This is a genomic window from Metabacillus sp. FJAT-52054, assembly GCF_037201815.1.
Taxonomy (GTDB): domain Bacteria; phylum Bacillota; class Bacilli; order Bacillales; family Bacillaceae; genus Metabacillus_B; species Metabacillus_B sediminis.
Genome location: NZ_CP147407.1, coordinates 3,107,059 through 3,126,407, shown reverse-complemented (window position 1 = coordinate 3,126,407; position 19,349 = coordinate 3,107,059). Strand labels below are relative to the sequence as shown.

At 42.6% G+C, this 19,349-nt stretch carries 21 protein-coding genes; 15 read left to right on the top strand and 6 right to left on the bottom strand.

Going from position 1 to position 19,349, the window contains the following annotated elements:
- The first annotated feature begins 229 nt into the window (after positions 1 to 229).
- The 8 genes from WCV65_RS16210 to WCV65_RS16175 all read left to right on the top strand — a co-directional run bounded on the left by WCV65_RS16210 (position 230) and on the right by WCV65_RS16175 (position 8,412).
- On the top strand, positions 230 to 1,642 hold the full coding sequence (locus WCV65_RS16210) for an isochorismate synthase (protein ID WP_338777892.1): 1,413 nt from the start codon (positions 230 to 232) through the stop codon (positions 1,640 to 1,642).
- The gene (gene menD / locus WCV65_RS16205) at positions 1,629 to 3,380 is read left to right on the top strand and encodes a 2-succinyl-5-enolpyruvyl-6-hydroxy-3-cyclohexene-1-carboxylic-acid synthase (RefSeq protein ID WP_338777890.1); all 1,752 of its coding nucleotides are present in this window, start codon (positions 1,629 to 1,631) and stop codon (positions 3,378 to 3,380) included. Before WCV65_RS16210 ends, menD begins: the two co-directional genes overlap by 14 nt.
- On the top strand, positions 3,373 to 4,176 hold the full coding sequence (gene menH, locus WCV65_RS16200; protein ID WP_338777888.1) for a 2-succinyl-6-hydroxy-2,4-cyclohexadiene-1-carboxylate synthase: 804 nt from the start codon (positions 3,373 to 3,375) through the stop codon (positions 4,174 to 4,176). The genes menD and menH overlap by 8 nt, the downstream gene beginning before the upstream one ends.
- A gap of 13 nt (positions 4,177 to 4,189) precedes the next feature.
- On the top strand, positions 4,190 to 5,008 hold the full coding sequence (gene menB / locus WCV65_RS16195) for a 1,4-dihydroxy-2-naphthoyl-CoA synthase (protein ID WP_035409875.1): 819 nt from the start codon (positions 4,190 to 4,192) through the stop codon (positions 5,006 to 5,008).
- 93 nt (positions 5,009 to 5,101) lie between these two features.
- Positions 5,102 to 6,562 (top strand): o-succinylbenzoate--CoA ligase, encoded by a 1,461-nt coding sequence (locus WCV65_RS16190; protein ID WP_338777886.1) that lies wholly within the window; start codon positions 5,102 to 5,104, stop codon positions 6,560 to 6,562.
- The gene (menC, locus tag WCV65_RS16185) at positions 6,562 to 7,668 is read left to right on the top strand and encodes an o-succinylbenzoate synthase (protein WP_338777883.1); all 1,107 of its coding nucleotides are present in this window, start codon (positions 6,562 to 6,564) and stop codon (positions 7,666 to 7,668) included. Before WCV65_RS16190 ends, menC begins: the two co-directional genes overlap by 1 nt.
- A 130-nt stretch (positions 7,669 to 7,798) precedes the next feature.
- The gene (locus tag WCV65_RS16180) at positions 7,799 to 7,972 is read left to right on the top strand and encodes a hypothetical protein (protein WP_338777880.1); all 174 of its coding nucleotides are present in this window, start codon (positions 7,799 to 7,801) and stop codon (positions 7,970 to 7,972) included.
- A 227-nt stretch (positions 7,973 to 8,199) separates the two neighbouring features.
- Positions 8,200 to 8,412, top strand: a complete 213-nt coding sequence (locus WCV65_RS16175) for a hypothetical protein (RefSeq protein WP_338777877.1) — start codon at positions 8,200 to 8,202, stop codon at positions 8,410 to 8,412.
- Positions 8,413 to 8,634: 222 nt separating this feature from the next.
- Here WCV65_RS16175 and WCV65_RS16170 read toward each other — a convergent pair whose 3' ends face one another.
- The 3 genes from WCV65_RS16170 to WCV65_RS16160 all read right to left on the bottom strand — a co-directional run bounded on the left by WCV65_RS16170 (position 8,635) and on the right by WCV65_RS16160 (position 11,305).
- On the bottom strand, positions 8,635 to 8,796 hold the full coding sequence (locus tag WCV65_RS16170; protein ID WP_338777875.1) for a DUF1540 domain-containing protein: 162 nt from the start codon (positions 8,794 to 8,796) through the stop codon (positions 8,635 to 8,637).
- Between the two features lie 65 nt (positions 8,797 to 8,861).
- Positions 8,862 to 9,908 carry a cytochrome d ubiquinol oxidase subunit II gene (locus tag WCV65_RS16165; protein WP_211560109.1) on the bottom strand — a complete coding sequence of 349 codons (1,047 nt, stop codon included), beginning with the start codon at positions 9,906 to 9,908 and terminating at the stop codon, positions 8,862 to 8,864.
- A gap of 35 nt (positions 9,909 to 9,943) precedes the next feature.
- Entirely contained in the window at positions 9,944 to 11,305 is a 1,362-nt protein-coding gene (locus WCV65_RS16160) for a cytochrome ubiquinol oxidase subunit I (RefSeq protein ID WP_051860765.1), read from the bottom strand.
- Between the two features lie 264 nt (positions 11,306 to 11,569).
- On the opposite strand from WCV65_RS16160, the gene WCV65_RS16155 reads away from it, so the two are divergent.
- Both WCV65_RS16155 and WCV65_RS16150 read left to right on the top strand, forming a co-directional pair.
- Entirely contained in the window at positions 11,570 to 12,217 is a 648-nt protein-coding gene (locus WCV65_RS16155; protein WP_051860764.1) for a pentapeptide repeat-containing protein, read from the top strand.
- Positions 12,218 to 12,401: 184 nt separating this feature from the next.
- Positions 12,402 to 12,659, top strand: a complete 258-nt coding sequence (locus WCV65_RS16150) for a type B 50S ribosomal protein L31 (protein ID WP_035409867.1) — start codon at positions 12,402 to 12,404, stop codon at positions 12,657 to 12,659.
- 47 nt (positions 12,660 to 12,706) lie between these two features.
- On the opposite strand, the gene WCV65_RS16145 is transcribed toward WCV65_RS16150, so the two are convergent.
- Both WCV65_RS16145 and WCV65_RS16140 read right to left on the bottom strand, forming a co-directional pair.
- Positions 12,707 to 14,281, bottom strand: coding sequence for a M4 family metallopeptidase (locus WCV65_RS16145; RefSeq protein WP_231889905.1), 1,575 nt, complete (start codon positions 14,279 to 14,281; stop codon positions 12,707 to 12,709).
- A gap of 679 nt (positions 14,282 to 14,960) precedes the next feature.
- Positions 14,961 to 15,935 (bottom strand): metal ABC transporter substrate-binding protein, encoded by a 975-nt coding sequence (locus WCV65_RS16140; RefSeq protein WP_338777869.1) that lies wholly within the window; start codon positions 15,933 to 15,935, stop codon positions 14,961 to 14,963.
- Positions 15,936 to 16,323: 388 nt separating this feature from the next.
- Here WCV65_RS16140 and WCV65_RS16135 point away from each other — a divergent pair, with 388 nt between their 5' ends.
- Positions 16,324 to 16,884: a carbonic anhydrase gene (locus WCV65_RS16135; protein ID WP_035409979.1), complete on the top strand. Its 561-nt coding sequence runs from the start codon at positions 16,324 to 16,326 to the stop codon at positions 16,882 to 16,884.
- On the opposite strand, the gene yidD is transcribed toward WCV65_RS16135, so the two are convergent.
- Positions 16,865 to 17,104 carry a membrane protein insertion efficiency factor YidD gene (gene yidD, locus WCV65_RS16130; RefSeq protein WP_338777865.1) on the bottom strand — a complete coding sequence of 80 codons (240 nt, stop codon included), beginning with the start codon at positions 17,102 to 17,104 and terminating at the stop codon, positions 16,865 to 16,867. The genes WCV65_RS16135 and yidD overlap by 20 nt on opposite strands.
- Positions 17,105 to 17,292: 188 nt before the next feature.
- On the opposite strand from yidD, the gene WCV65_RS16125 reads away from it, so the two are divergent.
- The 4 genes from WCV65_RS16125 to WCV65_RS16110 all read left to right on the top strand — a co-directional run bounded on the left by WCV65_RS16125 (position 17,293) and on the right by WCV65_RS16110 (position 19,339).
- Positions 17,293 to 17,766, top strand: a complete 474-nt coding sequence (locus WCV65_RS16125; protein ID WP_338777863.1) for an S-ribosylhomocysteine lyase — start codon at positions 17,293 to 17,295, stop codon at positions 17,764 to 17,766.
- A gap of 343 nt (positions 17,767 to 18,109) precedes the next feature.
- Positions 18,110 to 18,559, top strand: a complete 450-nt coding sequence (locus tag WCV65_RS16120; protein WP_338777861.1) for a FixH family protein — start codon at positions 18,110 to 18,112, stop codon at positions 18,557 to 18,559.
- A gap of 144 nt (positions 18,560 to 18,703) precedes the next feature.
- Positions 18,704 to 18,973 (top strand): 30S ribosomal protein S14, encoded by a 270-nt coding sequence (rpsN, locus tag WCV65_RS16115; RefSeq protein ID WP_338777860.1) that lies wholly within the window; start codon positions 18,704 to 18,706, stop codon positions 18,971 to 18,973.
- A 30-nt stretch (positions 18,974 to 19,003) separates the two neighbouring features.
- Positions 19,004 to 19,339 carry a hypothetical protein gene (locus WCV65_RS16110; protein WP_338777859.1) on the top strand — a complete coding sequence of 112 codons (336 nt, stop codon included), beginning with the start codon at positions 19,004 to 19,006 and terminating at the stop codon, positions 19,337 to 19,339.
- Positions 19,340 to 19,349 lie beyond the last annotated feature (10 nt).

The window sequence follows — 19,349 nt, the reverse complement described above, 5'->3', positions numbered from 1 at the left end:
TTCACAATAGAAGACAATCTTCTTCAACTATAAGTGTAGTTAAATAGACACTTACTGTCAATGAATCCTTACTGTCATTGCTTCTCAAGGGTTTCCGATTTATTCGGATTCCAAAACGTATTATAATAAGGATAAGAAGCAGAACATGCCTGTTTCATTCTATTGACACACCCTTTATGCGGGTGTATGTTAGAAAAAGCGATTTTTACGGATTACGGGGGTATGCAAGGTGATTACCACAATGCGCAAAACATTCAGGGAGACTTTAGCCTTAGCTGTTGATGATGCCAAACAGGGGCAGCAGGTTATCGTCAGCCGAACCATTCCTGTTCCACATATAAACCCCCTTCATTTTTTTGCTGCAGCGGAAGATCTTTATTCAGGCGAGAGAACATTCTGGATGTCGCCTAATTCAGATGAGACGATGGTTGGAGCGGGAAATGAATGGATTATAGATACAGCTGAACAGTCCAATGCAAGATTTACGGAGATTGAAACCGAATGGAAGCGCTTTAAAAAATATACAGATTCGTCAAATTCTGATAAGGGCCCGATCTTAATGGGCGGATTTTCCTTTGATCCTTTTAAAAATGAGAACCATCTCTGGGAGCCTTATAAAGAAGGCAGGTTTGTTCTTCCGAGTTTTTTAGGTGTATGGAAAAAAGGCCAGAAACCTGAGGTCACAATTGCAAAGGTGATCCTGCCTAATGAAACAGTGGAAGAGGCAGAGGCTGACTTCACTGAACGGGCCTTGTATGTAAAGAAACTTTGCCGCGGTAAAATTACAGCTGGCAGCACTCCTGCGCCATTCGAAATGAATGAGCACCATACAGAAGAATGGCTCGCTTCTATTACAAAGGCGACAGAATCCATTCGTAATGGAGAACTTGATAAGGTTGTCCTTGCAAGAGACATTACCCTTGATTCTGAAACGCCGATTGATGTCCAGGGAGCCCTGAAAACACTGATTAATGAGCAGCAATCCTCTTTCCGGTTTATTTTTGAAAACGGCAGCTCAAGCTTTATTGGAGCTACACCGGAGAGGCTCGTGCAAATAAAAGATCAGCACGTCCGTTCTGCATGTCTTGCCGGAACAATAAAACGCGGGTCATCAGATAAAGAGGATCAGCTGCTTGAGCGTGAACTGCTTGAGGATCAAAAAAACCTGGAAGAACATGCATATGTCGTAAAAATGATAAGAGAAGCTCTTCTTAATCATTGCTCTGATCTTCAATGTCCAAATGGACCGGGAATTTATAAAACCAAAAATGTTCAGCATTTATATACACCGATCGAGGGAGTATTGAATAACCAATCATCGCTCCTTGATATCGTTAAACACTTGCATCCAACCCCGGCACTTGGCGGTTTGCCTCAGGAAAAAGCAATGAGCATGATCAGAGAAATTGAACCGATGCACCGCGGGTGGTATGCCGCGCCGATTGGATGGCTTGACACAGAAGGAAATGGCGAGTTTGCTGTTGCGATCCGCTCAAGTCTTGTGAAGGAAAATTCGGCTGTTTTATACGCAGGGTGCGGAATTGTTAAAGATTCAAATCCGAAGATGGAATATGAAGAGACAAAAATGAAGCTAAGGCCGATGCTTTCAGCTTTAGGAGGCCTGAAATATGACAGGACGTGATTCTTTAACCCGTTATGCTGCAGGATTTATTGATGAGCTTGCAGCACAGGGGATAACCGATGCCGTAATCAGCCCGGGCTCAAGATCAACGCCCTTTGCCATTCTGCTTGCAGAGCACCCTGAAGTAAGGACTCATCTCCAAATCGATGAGAGATCCGCCGGTTTTTATGCTCTGGGAATGGCAAAGCGCCTGCAGCGGCCCGTTGCTTTATTGTGCACATCCGGTACAGCTGCTGCCAATTACTTTCCTGCAGTGGTAGAAGCTCACTATTCAAATGTTCCTTTAGTCGTGCTGACTGCAGATCGTCCGCATGAATTGAGGGATGTTGGAGCTCCTCAAGCCATTAATCAAAATGAACTGTACGGAAGCTATGTCAAATGGTTTACTGATGCAGCAATCCCAGAGGATCAGCCCTTTATGCACCGCTATGCCAGAACTCTCGCGGCACGGGCATACAGCGAGTCAGCAGCCGTGCCAATGGGACCGGTTCATTTGAATTTTCCATTCAGAGAGCCCCTCATTCCTAATCTCGGACTTCCATTCCTGTGGCGGGAAGAAGGAACGAGAGAAAAGCATGCTCGTAAAGCGCAGACAGTCTCGATGGCTGCCGGCTCAGAAATTAAAAGGCTGATGGAGTCACTGAGCGGTGTGGAAAAGGGAATGATTGTATGCGGGGAAATTCATGGGCAAGAATACAAGGAGGCGGTGGCAGCTCTTGCATCAGCGACGGGATTTCCGGTGCTTCCAGACCCGCTTTCCAATATGCGGACAGGTCCTCACTCGAAAGACATGATTATTGAGAATTATGATTCCATATTAAAAGATGAAGCATTAAGAGAGAGGCTAAAGCCAGAAGCGGTCATCCGGCTGGGGGCCATGCCTGTTTCTAAGCCGCTGTTCCTTATGCTCAGAGATTCACCAGAAATTTATCAGATTGTCGTTGATCAAAACGGCAAGTGGCGCGATCCTACTTTAGCAGCTGCAGAAATGCTTTCTGTTGATGAAGCGGCCTTTTGCCGAGAGCTTACAGCTGAAATCAGCATAAGAAAAAATAATGAGTATGCTTTGGCGTGGAAGCATGCCAATCAAATTTACAGAAATCATCTGCCTTTACTTGACGAGGGCGGCGATTTATTTGAAGGAAAAGCATTCCTCAAGCTGATGGAGCTTATGCCGGATGATTCCCAGCTATTTGTAGGAAACAGTATGCCCATACGGGATGCTGATACGTATTTTGGAGTAACAGATAAGAATATTACCCTCTACGCCAATAGAGGGGCCAACGGGATTGATGGTGTCGTTTCCTCAAGCCTGGGAGTGGCGGCAGCTTCTAAATCTCCTACCGTTCTTGTCATAGGAGACTTATCCTTTTATCACGATTTAAACGGTCTTTTGGGAGCGAAGTTGAATGATCTGTCTTTGACCATTGTCTTGCTGAATAACGATGGCGGAGGAATTTTTTCATTCCTGCCCCAATCTGCCGAAGAAAAGCATTTTGAGCAATTATTCGGTACACCTATTGGCCTGGACTATGGAAAAGCGGCTCAATTATATGGAGCAGAGTATTCTCTTATTCACAGTTGGGAAGACTTCGCGTCAGCTTTTAAAACGTCTGCGGGACAAAAAGGTATCCGGATTATTGAGGTTCCTACAAACCGCAAAACACGTGTCAAAATACATCGTGATTTGCTGCAATTTGTTTCCCAGGAAATAATGAAAGATGTAAGCTATGATTAAAACAATCAGAGGTGTGAGCTATCATTTCCAAGTCATAGGTGAGGGTTCTCCTCTTTTGCTCCTGCATGGATTTACAGGTGCAGTCAGCGATTGGGAAGAAATGATCCCAGTACTCACAGGCAGGAAGCTCATTCTAATTGATTTAATCGGTCATGGGAAGACGGAGGCACCTGCTGAAGAAGCACGCTATACAATGGACGAAGTATGCAAGGATCTAGCTGTTATTTTAGATGAGCTGGATATTAACAAAGCAGCTGTTGCCGGCTATTCAATGGGTGGCCGCACAGCTTTGAACTTTTCCATGCTGTTTCCGGAAAGAGTGTCACATTTGATTCTTGAAAGTGCCTCTCCGGGTCTTAAGACGCTTGAGGAGAGAACAAGGCGATCAAACAGCGACAGACTTTTAGCAGAAAAAATAACAACAAGCGGGGTTGCTTCATTTGTTGATGTATGGGAAAAGCTGCCGCTGTTTTCAAGTCAGGCAGCTCTTCCGCAAGAAAAAAGACGGGCTATTCGGGAACAGCGTCTTTCAAATAGCACGATAGGACTTGCCAACAGTCTCAGGGGGATGGGTACGGGTATTCAGTATAGCTGGTGGGGACAACTACACCAATGCCTTCTTCCCGTTCTTATACTGGCTGGAGAGCTTGATGCCAAGTTTTGCAAAATAGGAAGAGAAATGGACGAACTGTTCGAAAATAGCCGGTATATAGAAGTAAATGATGCAGGCCATGCAATCCATGTGGAACAACCCAAGATTTTTGGTACAATAGTAAATGGGTTTCTAAAACAATAGGGAGGTTTTCAGAATGTCATTTGAATGGGTAGCAGAACGTAAGTATGAAGATATTCTTTATGAAACGTACAATGGAATTGCAAAAATCACCATTAATCGCCCGGAAGTACATAACGCATTCCGTCCAAAAACGGTAATGGAGCTTATTGATGCTTTTGCTTATGCAAGAGATGACTCCAATGTGGGAGTTATTATCCTGACAGGTGCCGGTGAAAAAGCCTTCTGTTCAGGCGGAGACCAAAAAGTACGCGGCCATGGCGGTTATGTAGGCGAAGACCAAATCCCTCGTCTGAATGTTCTTGACCTGCAAAGACTGATCCGTGTGATTCCTAAACCGGTTATCGCAATGGTAGCAGGCTATGCAATAGGAGGAGGACATGTTCTTCATATCGTCTGTGATTTGACGATTGCAGCGGATAATGCCGTATTTGGACAAACAGGACCTAAAGTGGGAAGCTTTGATGCCGGATACGGTTCAGGCTATCTTGCACGAATCGTAGGCCATAAAAAAGCCCGTGAAATTTGGTTCCTTTGCCGTCAATACAGTGCACAGGAAGCATTGGATATGGGACTTGTTAATACCGTAGTACCACTTGAACAGCTTGAAAAAGAAACCGTTCAATGGTGTGAGGAAATTCTTGAAAAGAGCCCGACTGCTATCCGCTTCCTTAAAGCTGCATTTAACGCAGATACAGATGGTCTTGCAGGAATTCAGCAATTTGCCGGTGATGCAACTCTTTTATATTACACAACGGATGAAGCGAAAGAAGGAAGAGATGCGTTTAAAGAAAAACGCGATCCTGATTTCAAGCAATTCCCTCGTTTTCCTTAAACCGAAGCTTTACAGGCAGCCCTTAACCGGCTGCCTGTCTTTGTATTAAAAGCTTGGTTAGTTTGGATAACCATTAAGAGAGGAGGCAGAACCATGGAAACAACGACTATGCCGAACTGGCTGAAGCAGCGGGCGTATATGACACCTGAGAGGATTGCTTTAGAGACAGCGGAAGAATCCTTAACTTTTTTAGAGCTGCATGAAGAAGTGCTGGGAAGGGCTGGCGCTTTAGGGGGCCTTGGAATCCAGAAAGGCGATCATATTGCCATTCTGATGGGGAACAGTGCAGAAATGGTTAAAATTATTCATGCAGTGTTTTATTGCGGGGCAACTGCAGTCCTTTTAAATACAAGGCTTACAGAAGAAGAATGGGAGTATCAGTTTCTCGATTCGAAAGCAAAACTCATCATTGCATCTCCGGAATATTATGACCGCGTACCAGTAAATGAAAATAAAAAATTATCCTTAATGGACGCCGTACGTTTATTACAAAAACCTGCAGTCTACGAGGAAGAATACGATTTAAATCAAACTGCAGTCATTATGTACACTTCCGGTACGACAGGAAAACCGAAAGGGGTCATGCAAACGTTCGGCAATCACTATTGGAGCGCTGTTGGTTCTGCACTAAACCTTGGTTTGCATACGGAAGACAAATGGCTGGCAGCAGTGCCTTTGTTTCATATAAGCGGGCTTTCTATTTTGTTCAGAAGTGTTATTTACGGAATGACCGTTAGCCTCCATGAGCGTTTTGATGCCGAATCCATTAATCAATCCATCATCCATAATAAAACCAGTATTATTTCAGTGGTGAGTACGATGCTTGACGGGATGCTGGAAAACCTTAAGGAGTGTTCCTATCCAAAAACATTCCGATGCATGCTTTTAGGCGGGGGGCCAGCGCCTGCGTCCTTGCTGAATCAATGCAAAGAGAAGGACATTCCTGTCGTTCAAACCTATGGTATGACGGAAACCTCCTCACAGTTTGCAACACTCTCCATGGAAGATTCGCTTCGGAAATTAGGCTCTGCCGGAAAACCGCTTTTCCCGTGCCAAATAAAAATTGTGAAAGAATCCGGAGATGAAGCAGGGACAAACGAGCCGGGTGAAATTATGGTTAAAGGCCCGAACGTCATGAAAGGATATTGGAACAGGCAAGAGGCTACAGCGAGAGCGCTTGAAAACGGCTGGCTTCATACAGGTGACATCGGGCGAATGGATGAGGATGGTTTCCTTTATGTTCTGGACAGGCGCTCAGATTTAATCATCTCAGGCGGCGAAAACATATATCCTGCAGAAATTGAATCGGTGCTGATGGAGCATCCTTTGGTAAAGGAAGCAGGAGTTACAGGAGTTACAGACGAAAAATGGGGACAGGTTCCATACGCATTCGTAGTAGCATCAGAAAACCTGACTGCGAATGAACTGCTTCACTTCAGCGCTAAAAAATTGGCAAAATATAAAGTGCCCAAAGGGATTACATTTGTAAGCGAACTCCCGAGAAACGCCTCCCGCAAGCTTCAAAGACATGTATTGAAAGGGATGGTGCAATGATGAAAATTAAAAAAATAACCTTGCATCTGACGGAAATGAAGCTTGTTGAACCGTTTGAATCAAGTCTTGAAAGAGTAGAAAACAGGGAAAGCATGATCGTAGAAGTTCAGGACGAACAGGGCATAGCCGGATGGGGGGAGGGTGTCGCTTTTTCCTCTCCCTGGTATACAGAGGAAACGGTTAAGACGAGTGTGCATATGCTTGAAGATTTTCTGATTCCAATTTGTCTGAACACAGATTACTCCCACCCAAATGAAGTAAGTGCTTCCTTTTCAAGCTTGAAACGAAACCGGATGGCGAAGGCGGCTCTTGAAATGGCGTGCTGGGATCTGTATGGCAGGCAAACTGGGCAGTCCTTATCAAACCTATTGGGAGGAACGAAACGGCATATTGAAGCTGGTATCGTAATTGGGCTGGCCCCTTTAACAGAAATGCTTGCTTCAATAGAACGTGCACTTGCTTCCGGATATAAAAGATTCAAGGTGAAAATCAAGCCTGGAAGAGATATTGAATTAATCAGGGAAATTCGAAGGGTTTATCCTAATTTGCCATTGATGGCAGATGCGAACTCCGCCTATTCACTTGATCAGGCAGACCTGTTGAAAGCACTGGACGAATTTGAATTAATGATGATTGAACAGCCGTTAGCTGCGGATGATATCATTGACCATGCTGTTTTGCAAAGAAAAATCCAAACTCCGATCTGTCTTGATGAAAGTATTGAATCGGCAGATGACGCCAGAAAAGCAATAAACCTGGGCAGCTGCCAAATCATCAATATTAAACCAGGCAGGGTAGGAGGACTAACGGAGACAAAAAAAATTCACGATATCTGCCAGGGACAGGGAATTCCAGTTTGGTGCGGAGGAATGCTTGAAACGGGAATTTCCAGAGCCCATAATATTGCCGCCGCGTCGCTTTCAAATTTCTCCATTCCAGGGGATATATCGTCCTCGTCAAGATATTGGCATGAAGACATCATTGTACCTGAAGTCATCGTAGAAAACGGAGAAATTATCGTTCCTGAAGGTCCAGGAATCGGATTTGAAGTAAACCGGCAGCTATTAAAAAAATATACAAAACAGATTTTTTCGTTTTCTAAATAACCTCCTAAGCCGGGGTTATTATTTTTTTACAAGTAAAAACGCTAAATAAAGGAAGATAAAAGCAATATGCTGCTTTGCCCCAAGCCTTTTTCAGCGCTATACTTTCGTGGAAAGGAGGGATCCCTATTTTATGAATGCTTGTGCTGGATCCAGTGATCACGATCCGCTGAAAAGGAAAAGGTTTATAGCCGCCCTGCTGTTAAAACGCAATGTCTCCCCTGACACCGTCAAGGAGCTGACTCAGCTCTCCAAAGACGAAATTCAAGACCTGCTGCTTCAAGCCCAGCAAACTCTAACCCAATAACCCATCCAAAAGCGCTCATCTGTTGGCACCAGTACGATTTACTGGTGTTTTTTTGTTGGAATTCATCTTAAACAGCATTGCAGTCGAACCCAGGGCTTCACTCCTGAAACGATTTTATTTGCCGAACTTGAACGGATTTGAGATGTTAACGTCAATTTATCAGCGAATTAATGCGGGTTGGAAAGTTCCGGATAACGGGGGGAACCGTGGTGTGAACGGCTGAAATAATGGAAAGTCAGCAATTAACAGGGAAAAGTCAGCAATTAATAGGGAAAAGTCAGCAATTAATAGGGAAAAGTCAGCAATTAACAGGGAAAAGTCAGCAATTAATAGGGAAAAGTCAGCAATTAATAGGAAATAGTCAGCAATTAACAGGGAAAAGTCAGCAATTAATAGGGAAAAGTCAGCAATTAACAGGAAATACTCAGCAATTAACGTAAAAAGTCAGTAAATAATGCAGGTCGCAGATACCTCCTACTCTGTCTTAGCTGGAAAGCAGCGGGCAACCGCCGGAAACGGCACATGAACTTGATTCCACCCAAAATCTAGGACTTTCCACCCAAAACAATTTTCCAGCCGAACTAGCCATTTTTACTTTGGTGAAGTCCCTCACTGTAGCCCGTTCCGCAATAAAAAACCCGGCCAAGTAAGGCCGGATTTACTCAAAGATCCTGCGGTTTGAATGTTTTACAGTCTGTTTCTTCACTTTTGCTTGCATGATCCCCTGCATGGCTGACTACATAGATGGCATCGGCCGTACAGTTGTTGCCTTGGCCCCAGTAGGTGCAGTTGTTTACTTCACATTGAATTTTTTGATGGGACATAAGTTATTCCTCCTTCACTTTCCTTTTATTTTTTCACTTTGGCTCCAAGTGCATACCTGTTATCTTCAGGATTCATTTTCCTCTGCGGTTTTGGGGTTTTTCATAAATAAGTTCCAGAAGAAAATGAAGCCAGGGAATAGAATGGCAAACCCTACAATGTAGCTGATAAATAGAGCATGAAATGTATTGGGATCAGTAAATCCTGCGTCGAGTGTAATATCCGGATAAATCATATATGGAAGATGGGCGCGTCCGTAGGCATAGCTTGCGAAAAAATATTGCAATAAAACAGCGACCATGGCAATTCTCGGTCTTCCCAGAGTGTTTCTGTTTTTAAATGGAATAAACAGAGCTGCTCCGGCAATTAAAAACATGACCACCGAACTGATGAGTGCAGGCAAATATTCCATCATATTGCTGTAAATCCAGCTCGCTTCTGAACGAAGCGTCAGCATGATAAGAAAAGCCATGACAAGTGAAATCGGGCCAGTAATCAGAGCGTCTCTCCGATAAACTTCATAGGCTTTTTCTTCGCCGGCAAGATTGCGTGAGTAGTCGGCAAGCAGCAGAGAGGAGAGAAATAAGGTGCTGCTTACGGCAAATCCTATAAAGGCGAAAACATTGGGACTTGTGAAAACCGTACCAATTTGAAGCTGGTGGACACCATCCACTACTTTGATGTACTTGCCGTGCGTAATAGGCAATATAGAAATCAATAGGGCTGGAATGATAAACCCTGAAATTCCTGAAATATAGGTTAAGGCACGTTCATAATCCTTTGCAATATGGGAGAAGACGAGAAAGCCGCTTCGGATTGCAAGAAGTAAGAGAATCATGCTTCCCGGTATGAGCAGGACGGTTCCAAGAATATAGGCTGCCCCCGGGAAAAAACTGAATACAGCCACGACTATGGCCACGATGAAAACATTTGTTACTTCCCATGTCGGGCTTAAATAGCGGTTTGCGATATTGGTTGCTTTTGTCTTTTTCTGATTTAAGTAAATCATCGACCAAAAGCCTGCGCCAAAGTCCATTGTTCCCATTACAGCATAGATAAAAATAAAACCCCAAAGGACTGTGATCGCGAGTAGTGCATCAGCGGATACGCCCATTTTGTGCTGCCTCCTTATGTAGTCGCTCCAGCGCTTTAATAAACATCTACACCATTTCCTTCACCGGAATTACCTTGAGCAGCCGCAAGATCTTTTTCAACGGTATTCCGCTTGAAGTAATAAAGAAGGACAAGAAGAACGGCGGTCCCTAATATGGCGTACACAACAGTAAAGCATAAAAACAGCGTTCCAATATTTCCGGATTTGGTCACGACCTCAGACGTTTTAAGCAATCGGTAGATCACCCACGGCTGACGGCCTGTACACGCAAAAATCCAGCCGAATTCGATGGAAAGAAGGGATAGGGGTCCGGCTGGAATGCAGACCCATAAAAACCATTTAGGGAAAGGCCTCTTTACGAATTTCTTCCACACAAGACCGAATAGTGAAAGTCCGATCAGTGCACTGCCGATTAATACCATTGCGTTAAAAAGGGTGTGAACGAATAATGGAGGCCAATATTCCTCCGGGAAATCGTTAAGGCCTTTTACTTCTGTATCAAAGCTGTTGCCAGCAAGAAAACTCAGCGCCCAGGGGATTTCAATCCCATATTTTATTTCCTGCGCCTCTCTATCAGTGAATCCGCCTATTGCAAGCGGCGCATGGTCCTGGGTTTCAAACAAGCCTTCTGCAGCGGCTAGTTTTTCAGGCTGATACTCATGAAGCATTTGAGCCGATTCGTGCCCATTAATAGCAGTTAAAAAGGAGGACACGAGTCCAATTAGAAGGCTCATAATAAATGCCTTTCTGTGAAAGGTGAATAGCCGCTCGTTTTTTCTATTTTTCAGCATTTTATAGGCTGCAATTGTGGTGATCATAAAAGCACCGGTCATAAAGGCTGAAAACGCTACATGAGCAGCGGAAACAAGGAAGCTGGGATTAAAAAATGCCGCCCATGGATCAACGTCCACAATCTCTCCATTTTGAATTCTAAAGCCTGCAGGAGTCCCTTCGAAAGCATGAACATTCGTTATCAGAACGGCTGATGCTGTGGCGCCGAGAAAAATAAAAAATACACTAAGAAGTCTTGTTTTCGGTCCGATTCTGTCGTATGCGTAAACGTAGATGGACATGAACAGAGCTTCAATGAAAAATGCATAAATTTCGATTTGAAAAGGAAGAGACATGACTCGTCCAATTACCTCCATAAAGCCTGGCCATAAAAGCGTCAGCTGCGTTCCTGCAATAGTTCCGGTAGGAATTGCCACTCCAAGGAGAACAGCCTGACCCTTTGTCCAGCGCTTGGCCATAATCGAGTAATCAATATCCTTCGTACGCTGAAACATGATTTCAGCAAAAAAGATCATCAATGGAATTCCTACCCCGAGTGTTGCAAAGATAATATGAAATCCCATCGTCGTTCCAAAAAGAGAGCGAGCAAACACTAAATCTGTCATGACAATCCGCCTTTCCTATCTGATTTCCTTTCCTTATTATCCGCTTTTTACCAATCATTATTCGTGTTATCACTCTAGAAAAGCAGACAGCTGATATGGCTGGGTTCATATAAAGCCAGACCTGAAAAACGGGGTACTTAAAGAATCGTCTCCTTCTGAGAACACAATGACTAACCAAAATAAAGACTTATATGAAAACCCCTTGCTATGGTATGTTTTCATTAATGTTTTTTAAAATTTTCCTTTGAAGGGTGCTAATGCTTCGTGACCTTAAATTTTAAAATGGAACGTCCAAAAATCCCAAAAGATCTTAAAGAGGGAAATTTTCAAGACGTATTTAATGATGAAGACCCATATATGTGCAACTGTCTGATTTCAAACACCGAGGCTGATTATGCGGAAATTGATAAATTAACTCTTTCCAAAGCAGTAATTAATCATGTCCGTCTGGTAAATGCTTCTTTTAAAAGAATTGATTTAACAGATGCTGTTTTTGAAAACTGTGATTTGTCCAATGTTGATTTAAGCGAGGGAAATCTAAACAGAGTCGTTTTTAAGGACTGCAAACTAATGGGGCTGAATGTTTCGGAGGCTAATCTCGGAAATGTAACCTTTGAAAACTGTCTGTTAAATTTGGCTGATTTTGTGGATGCCCGTTTAAAACACATTCAGTTTGAACGGTCATCTCTGCAAAATGTGAATTTTTACGATGCCAGATTTAATAAGATCATATTTGAACAATGTGATTTGAACCGCGCTGATTTTACTGGCACTGCTTTGAAAGGAATAGACATAAGCAGCTGTCATTATGATCAGCTGAGTGTAGAGCCGGGGAATTTGGAGGGCTGCGTCGTTTCTTCTGAGCAGGCAATCGGTTTTGCTGCGCTGCTGGGGCTGCGTATTAAAGAATAAGGATTGAGAGACGCTCTTCTATAAAAAGGCGTCTTCTTTTTGGGCTGCTGCAGGAAGCTGTGCTGCCTGATCATCAATCCTGTTCAGCTTGCCAAGTCAAAAAAGCTGCTTTATTGACACAGTCCCAGTCATTTGTTATTATTAAAACGTAAACATTACGATTTACAAGAAAGGGGTATTAAACATGAAACAAGCCATACATCCAAACTACCAAAAAGTCGTCTATATGGACGTGAATAGCGGATTTAAATTTTTAAGCGGCTCAACTAAAGGTTCCAATGAAACAATTGAGTGGGAGGACGGAAATACCTATCCGCTCATTAAAATGGAAACGACTGCAGATACTCATCCTTTCTATACTGGCAGACAGAAGTTTGCTGATAAAGGCGGCCGCGCCGATCGTTTTATGAAAAAATACAATATGCAAAAAGAAGAAGAATAAAAAAAGCCCGCTTCCAAGAATGGAAGCGGGCTTTCATATAGTACGGGTTAGTTGACGCCTACTTGTGTCCAAGCATTTGCAACGGCATTGTATGTGCTGCTTCCGCTGCCGTATAAATCTGCAGCAGATTGAAGAAGGGCTGCACGGGCATTGCTGAAGCTGCTTGTAGGAGTGAGGTATCTTGTTAATGCACGGTAGTAGATTTTTTCTGCTGCCGCTTTTCCAATGCTTTGATTTGTGTAGTAGAATGCTTTATTCGGAATTCCGCTGTTGGTATGAACCCCGCCATTATCAGAAGAAGTATATACATAGTTTGCGAAGTTGCTTGGCTGGCCATAAGCCTCCGGATTGGAAAGGCTTCTTAAAGCATCCCCGGATCTGCCAGGAGTGTAAACATCTTCACCCAATAGATAGTCAGCCGGATCAAGGAAATATCCGAATACATCCGACATGGATTCATTCAATGCACCAGACTGGTTTTGATATTGCAAGTTCGCTGTTCTTTCAGTCACAGCATGTGTAAGTTCATGGGCTACTACGTCCAACGATCCGGAAAGAGCAGTGAAGGTTGTGCCGTCGCCATCTCCGTAAACCATTTGGGCTCCGTTCCAGAATGCGTTGTTATAGCGGCTGCTATAGTGGACGGTCGAGCGGATTGTGCCGCCGTTGCCATCGAAGCTATTGCGCCCGTGTGTGTTGTAATAGTAATCATACACTTTTCCTGCATAGTAATGAGCATCTACGTCTGCACGCTGATTGGAAGCATTAAAAACGTTATCGCTGTCAACGGAGTAGGAACCAGGAAGGGCGGAACCGTTTCTCGCTGTGAACGTCTCGATTACCCCATTCATCGGTTTTGTTATGTCATACAGATAATAAGTATTGCTTGAAAAGTAAGTATTCAGGGATTTCGTATCTCCAAGCACCCCTGTCCCGGACCCGGTTGCATCTGCTACTGCATTGTAAGAATCAATAATTTCTCCTGTATTTGCATCAACGTAAATTTGCCAGTTGGCCCCGTATGGTTTAATGAATTGAAGCTGAACTTTATAAGCCAGGTGGAATTGATCGTTTTTCTTGTAAAGAACGAGCTCGCCTTTTTCATTTGAACTTTTCACATTGCTTTTCTTGACAGGACCTTGAGGAATGGACTGTTCTTCAGCTTCGGTTTCTTTTTTAGATAGATTAATAGATTTCCATGCCAAATCTGCAGCCTTAGATTTGGAGATTTTTGCTTTTGTACTCTTAACCTGTGCTTTAACATCATCATGCAAAGCACCGTTTGCAGCAGTTACTGTACCGTTTTTATCCGTATGAACAATGTATACAGCGCCATCCACCGGTACACCATTTACCGATTGAATGTATTTGTAGTGGGTAAATCCAAGTTCATCTTTTTCTTCGCTCAAGAGAGTCAGTTCATTGGAGGGATCGATCTTTATTGAGTTGTCTTGCTTAAGGAAGCTTCTTGCATCTGCTTCTTTTTGAACTTTAATAGAGGATTTAATACCGGCATGAAAAGATGGGCTGCCTTTGTCTTTCAGCCATTGCTTCTGGACAAGCTGTGCTTTCTCTTGAAAATTATTGTCTTTTGGACCAGTCAAAGCAGATGCAGACGGCAGGGCGGAGCCTAATGTTAATGCAGTACCAATAACTATTGCAGCAAACTTTTTGTTCAAACGAATTCCCCTCTCCAAATATGAAATTGTGTATTACAAATAGAATAGTAGCACCATAAGAAGGAAAAACATATCAAAAGTTTTCTAAAAATTCAAAATGATTAATAGGACTCATATAGCATTGATAATTATAGGGAATAGGATTCAAACGGAAGATAATGTAACAAAATATGATTCTGCATATAAGAAAATATGAAAATTTTAAGAAAAAATCCTTTAGGAAATTGATTTTTTTATTGAAAAATCTTCTCAATTATATGCTTTAAAGCGAAAGTGAATCCGTTTTCTAATATAGTAATTTAGAAGAGGGTTAAATTCGGTATGAAATATGAGAGGATTTGCAAAGGGTAAAAGACCTATCAACCCTATGGGTTTACCATTTTTTATCGACATTTATAGGCCGTTAACTGTGCCTTCAGGAGGTTGAATGCATAAGGGGTTAATGGCAAAATACTCATTTTTCCCATCGCAGCATGGATAAGTCTGATCATTCAAGTCAATATCGACAAGGAGTATGCGTTTTCAATGGAGATTGGAACGGTATTTGGAGGAAGGGAGTATAGTCGTAGCTATATTCGTTTAAAAAACCGCGAGGCCGGATGGCGTCGCGGTTTAACTTTCATTATTCGGTCAATGCAATTTTCAAGGTTTCTAAATTTTTTCTCATAAGACTGAAATAATCCTCACTGTTTTTTGCATCTTCTTCCGTTACGGATTCCAAATTGCTCACAGTTAAAGGAGTTGCGCCAATTTCATTCTGCACAATCTCTGATAGCTTGCTGCTGATGTTTTTTTCGAAAATGACATGTTTGATCCCATGTGCTTTTGCATCCTTAATAATGGAGCTGATCTGCTTTTGAGATGGCTCATCTGAAGCTGATAAGCCCATTATACTAATTTGCTCAATTCCATAGCGTTCCTGCCAGTAGCCATAGGCTGCATGGGAAACGAGAATTTCTTTTTTATCCATTTTGGAAAGAGTATCTTTATATTCCTTGTCCAATTTCTCAAGGTTTGCCTTTAATTCGGCGAAATTCTTCTCAAAGGTTTCTTTGCCTTCAGGGTGTTTTTTAACGAGTGCATTCTTTATGTTTTCGGCCATCTGGATGGAGCGGATTGGATCAAGCCAGACATGAGGATCAGTATCTCCATGTTCATGTCCTTCATGCGCGGCTTCTTCCGAATGTTCATCATGGCCTGCTTCTCCTTCATGAGAATGAGCTGCACTTTTAGCGAGCTCAATGCCTTCTGCTGCCTTAACGATTTCAACATCCTCATTCTTTAGTGTCTCAGCCGCTTTATCAGCAAACCCTTCAATGCCTGCTCCTGTGTAAATAAAAGCATCGCCCTCTGCAATTTTAACCATGGTTTTAGTGGAGGGTTCAAAGGAATGTGCATCCGTGTTAGGGGGATACACACTCTCAACTTCCACTAAATTGCCGCCAATTTTTTTTGTGAAATCTTCAAGGGGGAAAATCGTCGTATATATTTTCAATTTGCCATTCTTCGCCTCGTTCGTCTCACCGCTCGATGAACAACCCGCCAGTGATGAGGCCGCAGCGAGCAGCAAAATTAAAGCAAAACCTATTTTTCTCATTGTGTTTCTCCTCTCGAAATAAAACAGTTCCTAATATCCTTCGCCATTATATCGTAAAGGTTACGATTTGAGAACCGGCAATAGCTAGAAATTTAGTAAATATCGTCACTTTTCTACTATAACGCTTTTTTGAAGTAAAACAAGGCTGAAGAAACGCAAGGTCCTGCAGGTTCGAGTCCTCATGCAATTGGCGCTGCCTGCCGCTAAGGATAAACGAGCATCCGAAAAAAATATGACAGCAGAAAAAATCGCTCTTGCAGTCCGTTCGTCAAATGCAGGGAGTTCGCATTTTAATCATTTTAGTATCAAACGTGATATATGAAATAGACATGATTGCAATGGTATATGCTATATTGGATGTGATATGAATGCAAAGGAGCAGATGACAGTGAAGATACTTGATAACATTTTAGAACACAACCAGACATTCGTCGAAACCAAACAATATGAAAAATTTGAAACAAGCAAATTTCCTGATAAGAAGCTCGTAATTCTTACATGTATGGATACAAGGCTGGTGGAGCTTCTTCCAAATGCCATGAACTTTAGAAACGGCGATGTGAAGATTGTAAAAAGTGCAGGGGCTATAGTGGCGAATCCGTTTGGAAGTATTATGAGGAGTCTGCTGGTTGCTGTGTATGAGCTTGGGGCTGAAGAAATATGTGTTGTCGGTCATCATGACTGCGGGATGAGCAAACTGAATGCAGCGTCCTTCCTGGAGAAAACCAAAAAACGAGGCATCTCTCAAGAAAAAATTGATCTGCTTCGCTACTCTGGCTTAGATTTAGATAAATGGCTTCAGGGCTTTGATAAAGTACAGGATAGTGTTTTACATAGTGTAGATGTAATAAAAAATCATCCCCTGCTTCCGGCCGATGTTAGGGTTCATGGACTGGTGATTGACCCTGGAACGGGCAAGCTTGATTTGATTACGAATGGGTATGAGTAGATTTTTTCTTCTCTGGAACCGGATCAAACCCGCCTGGATGCATAGGATTGCATTTAAGAATTCTTAAGGCTGTCAGCCAGCTTCCTTTTATAGCTCCGTACTTTTGAATGGCCTCTAAACCGTAATTTGAGCAGGTAGGGTAAAAACGGCAAGAAGGCGGAGTCATTGGAGAGATAAATTTTTGATAAAATCGGATGAGCTTCAAAAACAATGTTTTCATGATACGCCTCCCTTTATTAGTGATATGAACGAGTAAACGCCCGGATAAAGGTACCTTAATGTTATAAATTTAAGCTATAGGGAATAAAAAAGCAAAGAACAGAAAAAAACACCAAAGCCAATTAAGTTGATGGTTCTTATCGGAATTGTTACAATAGGTTTATAGAAAATTAGCTGGGAGTGAAAAATATGCCATCAGTAGAAAGTTTTGAGCTTGATCATAATGCAGTTAAAGCACCTTACGTAAGACATTGCGGCGTCCATAAAGTAGGATCCGATGGTGTTGTTAATAAATTTGATATCCGTTTCTGCCAGCCGAACAAACAGGCAATGAAACCTGATACGATTCATACGCTTGAGCATTTGCTTGCTTTTAATATTCGTGACCATGCAGAAAAGTACGAGCACTTTGATATTATTGATATCTCGCCTATGGGCTGTCAAACGGGTTACTATCTTGTAGTCAGCGGAGAGCCGACTGTAAAGGAAATTATCGATCTTCTCGATGATACATTAAAGTCAGCAATTGAAATTGACGAAATTCCAGCTGCAAATGAAAAGCAATGCGGACAAGCGAAGCTTCATGATTTGGATGGAGCGAAGCGTCTGATGAAGTTCTGGCTTGATCAGGATAAGAAAGAGCTTGAAAAAGTATTCGGTTAATCATTTGAAAAGCCTGACAGCAATCCGCTGTCAGGCTTTTTTTAAAAGATAAGAACGTATGAATTTTTTACTTTTGTCCAGCTCCTGGCGCTAGCTGTTCGGCCGCTTCGCTCTCTCGGTCGAGGGCCTTCACGATGAAGGCCCGTTCAGCGTTGCGACAGGACGTCGCGCCTTTAGCTGAACAACCTAACTTGGGCGCCTCTCGGTCGGGGGCTCCACCGTCTCTCACAGCTGAGCAAGCGCCCTCCGCTTTTCTTATGAATCAATTTTTTCCCATCTTCTATAGAAACCGCTTACAGTCTTTCTTATAATAGAAGAAAGTCGAATACGGGATGGGATACTTATGAAATGGAAAAATTGGACATTGCTTGTACTATTTTCTGCCGTTTTATTTCTGACGGCAGCATGCGAGGCAACAGGCAGTAAAGCTTCAGATGTCCCAGAAATGGTCAATGCAAAAATCAGTGTACCGAAAGTGATTCGCAAAAATGAAACTCAAAATTATGAAGTGAAAGTGACACAGGGGAAGGAAATGGTTCAGGATGCAAGCTCGGTTGAGTTTGAAATCTGGGAGTCAGGTTCGAAGGAACAAAGCGAAATGGTAAAAGCAGAACATAGGGGAAACGGGGTCTATTCCATTTCAAAGGCGTTTAAAAAGGATGGGATTTATTATTTGCAAACCCATGTAACAGCGAGAGATATGCATGTGATGCCTAAGTTTAAGCTAATAGTTGGGCATGCTGCAGATAACGGAAATGATAAAGAAGAGAAGGAATCAGGCCATCACCATTAACTCCGCCACGCGGGGTTTTTTATTTACTGCTTGATTTGAGTAGGAGGGATATGATTTAATTATTAAAACGTAATGATTTCGATTTAAGGCATGGCGTTAATATAATAGCCAGTGAAAACTGATTAAGGAAAGGAAGTAAGGCAAATGGCAAAAAAATCAATGATTGCAAAAGAAAAGCAGAGGGAAGCCACTGTTAAAAAATATGCTGCGTTAAGACAGGAACTGAAAGAGAAAGGAGACTTCGAGGCGCTGAGAAAGCTTCCAAGAGACTCTTCCCCAACAAGATGTCATAACCGGTGTGAGCTGACAGGCAGACCAAGAGGATACCTTCGTAAATTCAATATGTCCAGGATCGCATTTCGCGAGCTTGCACATAAAGGACAGCTGCCAGGTGTGAAAAAGGCCAGCTGGTAAATTTATCAGCATGTAAAAGGGAGTATGAACATGAATGATCACCTGATGGAAATTATGGTTCGCGATATTGTAGCCGGATTGCCTGCAAAAAAAAGAGAAGTATATCGCTATGTAGTAAGAGCTGAACAGGAATTGGCAAAGCAAAGTGAGACGAAGGAACAGTTTTTGAAGATGCTGACAATTTGTGCCCCCCATTACCAGGCTGCAGATCAATTTCAAATAACCATTGATGACCTATTGAAATTGATGCTTGACATTGAGGATGAAATAACGGCCGGTTTGGATAAAAGACTTGAAAAATACAAGTGGCTGGATTACTCGGATAGCCAGCCTGCGAACCGACTTCAGTTTCTTTGTATTCTTTAACCAGCTTAAC

Excerpts from the sequence above, each read along its gene's own strand:
- menD (WP_338777890.1), top strand. The coding sequence starts at position 1,629 with ATGACAGGACGTGATTCTTTAACCCGTTATGCTGCAGGATTTATTGAT.
- menH (WP_338777888.1), top strand. The coding sequence starts at position 3,373 with ATGATTAAAACAATCAGAGGTGTGAGCTATCATTTCCAAGTCATAGGT.
- menB (WP_035409875.1), top strand. The coding sequence starts at position 4,190 with ATGTCATTTGAATGGGTAGCAGAACGTAAGTATGAAGATATTCTTTAT.
- WCV65_RS16190 (WP_338777886.1), top strand. The coding sequence starts at position 5,102 with ATGGAAACAACGACTATGCCGAACTGGCTGAAGCAGCGGGCGTATATG.
- menC (WP_338777883.1), top strand. The coding sequence starts at position 6,562 with ATGAAAATTAAAAAAATAACCTTGCATCTGACGGAAATGAAGCTTGTT.
- WCV65_RS16180 (WP_338777880.1), top strand. The coding sequence starts at position 7,799 with ATGAATGCTTGTGCTGGATCCAGTGATCACGATCCGCTGAAAAGGAAA.
- WCV65_RS16175 (WP_338777877.1), top strand. The coding sequence starts at position 8,200 with ATGGAAAGTCAGCAATTAACAGGGAAAAGTCAGCAATTAATAGGGAAA.
- WCV65_RS16170 (WP_338777875.1), bottom strand. The coding sequence starts at position 8,796 with ATGTCCCATCAAAAAATTCAATGTGAAGTAAACAACTGCACCTACTGG.
- WCV65_RS16165 (WP_211560109.1), bottom strand. The coding sequence starts at position 9,908 with ATGGGCGTATCCGCTGATGCACTACTCGCGATCACAGTCCTTTGGGGT.
- WCV65_RS16160 (WP_051860765.1), bottom strand. The coding sequence starts at position 11,305 with ATGACAGATTTAGTGTTTGCTCGCTCTCTTTTTGGAACGACGATGGGA.
- WCV65_RS16150 (WP_035409867.1), top strand. The coding sequence starts at position 12,402 with ATGAAACAAGCCATACATCCAAACTACCAAAAAGTCGTCTATATGGAC.
- WCV65_RS16140 (WP_338777869.1), bottom strand. The coding sequence starts at position 15,935 with ATGAGAAAAATAGGTTTTGCTTTAATTTTGCTGCTCGCTGCGGCCTCA.
- yidD (WP_338777865.1), bottom strand. The coding sequence starts at position 17,104 with ATGAAAACATTGTTTTTGAAGCTCATCCGATTTTATCAAAAATTTATC.
- WCV65_RS16125 (WP_338777863.1), top strand. The coding sequence starts at position 17,293 with ATGCCATCAGTAGAAAGTTTTGAGCTTGATCATAATGCAGTTAAAGCA.
- WCV65_RS16120 (WP_338777861.1), top strand. The coding sequence starts at position 18,110 with ATGAAATGGAAAAATTGGACATTGCTTGTACTATTTTCTGCCGTTTTA.
- rpsN (WP_338777860.1), top strand. The coding sequence starts at position 18,704 with ATGGCAAAAAAATCAATGATTGCAAAAGAAAAGCAGAGGGAAGCCACT.
- WCV65_RS16110 (WP_338777859.1), top strand. The coding sequence starts at position 19,004 with ATGAATGATCACCTGATGGAAATTATGGTTCGCGATATTGTAGCCGGA.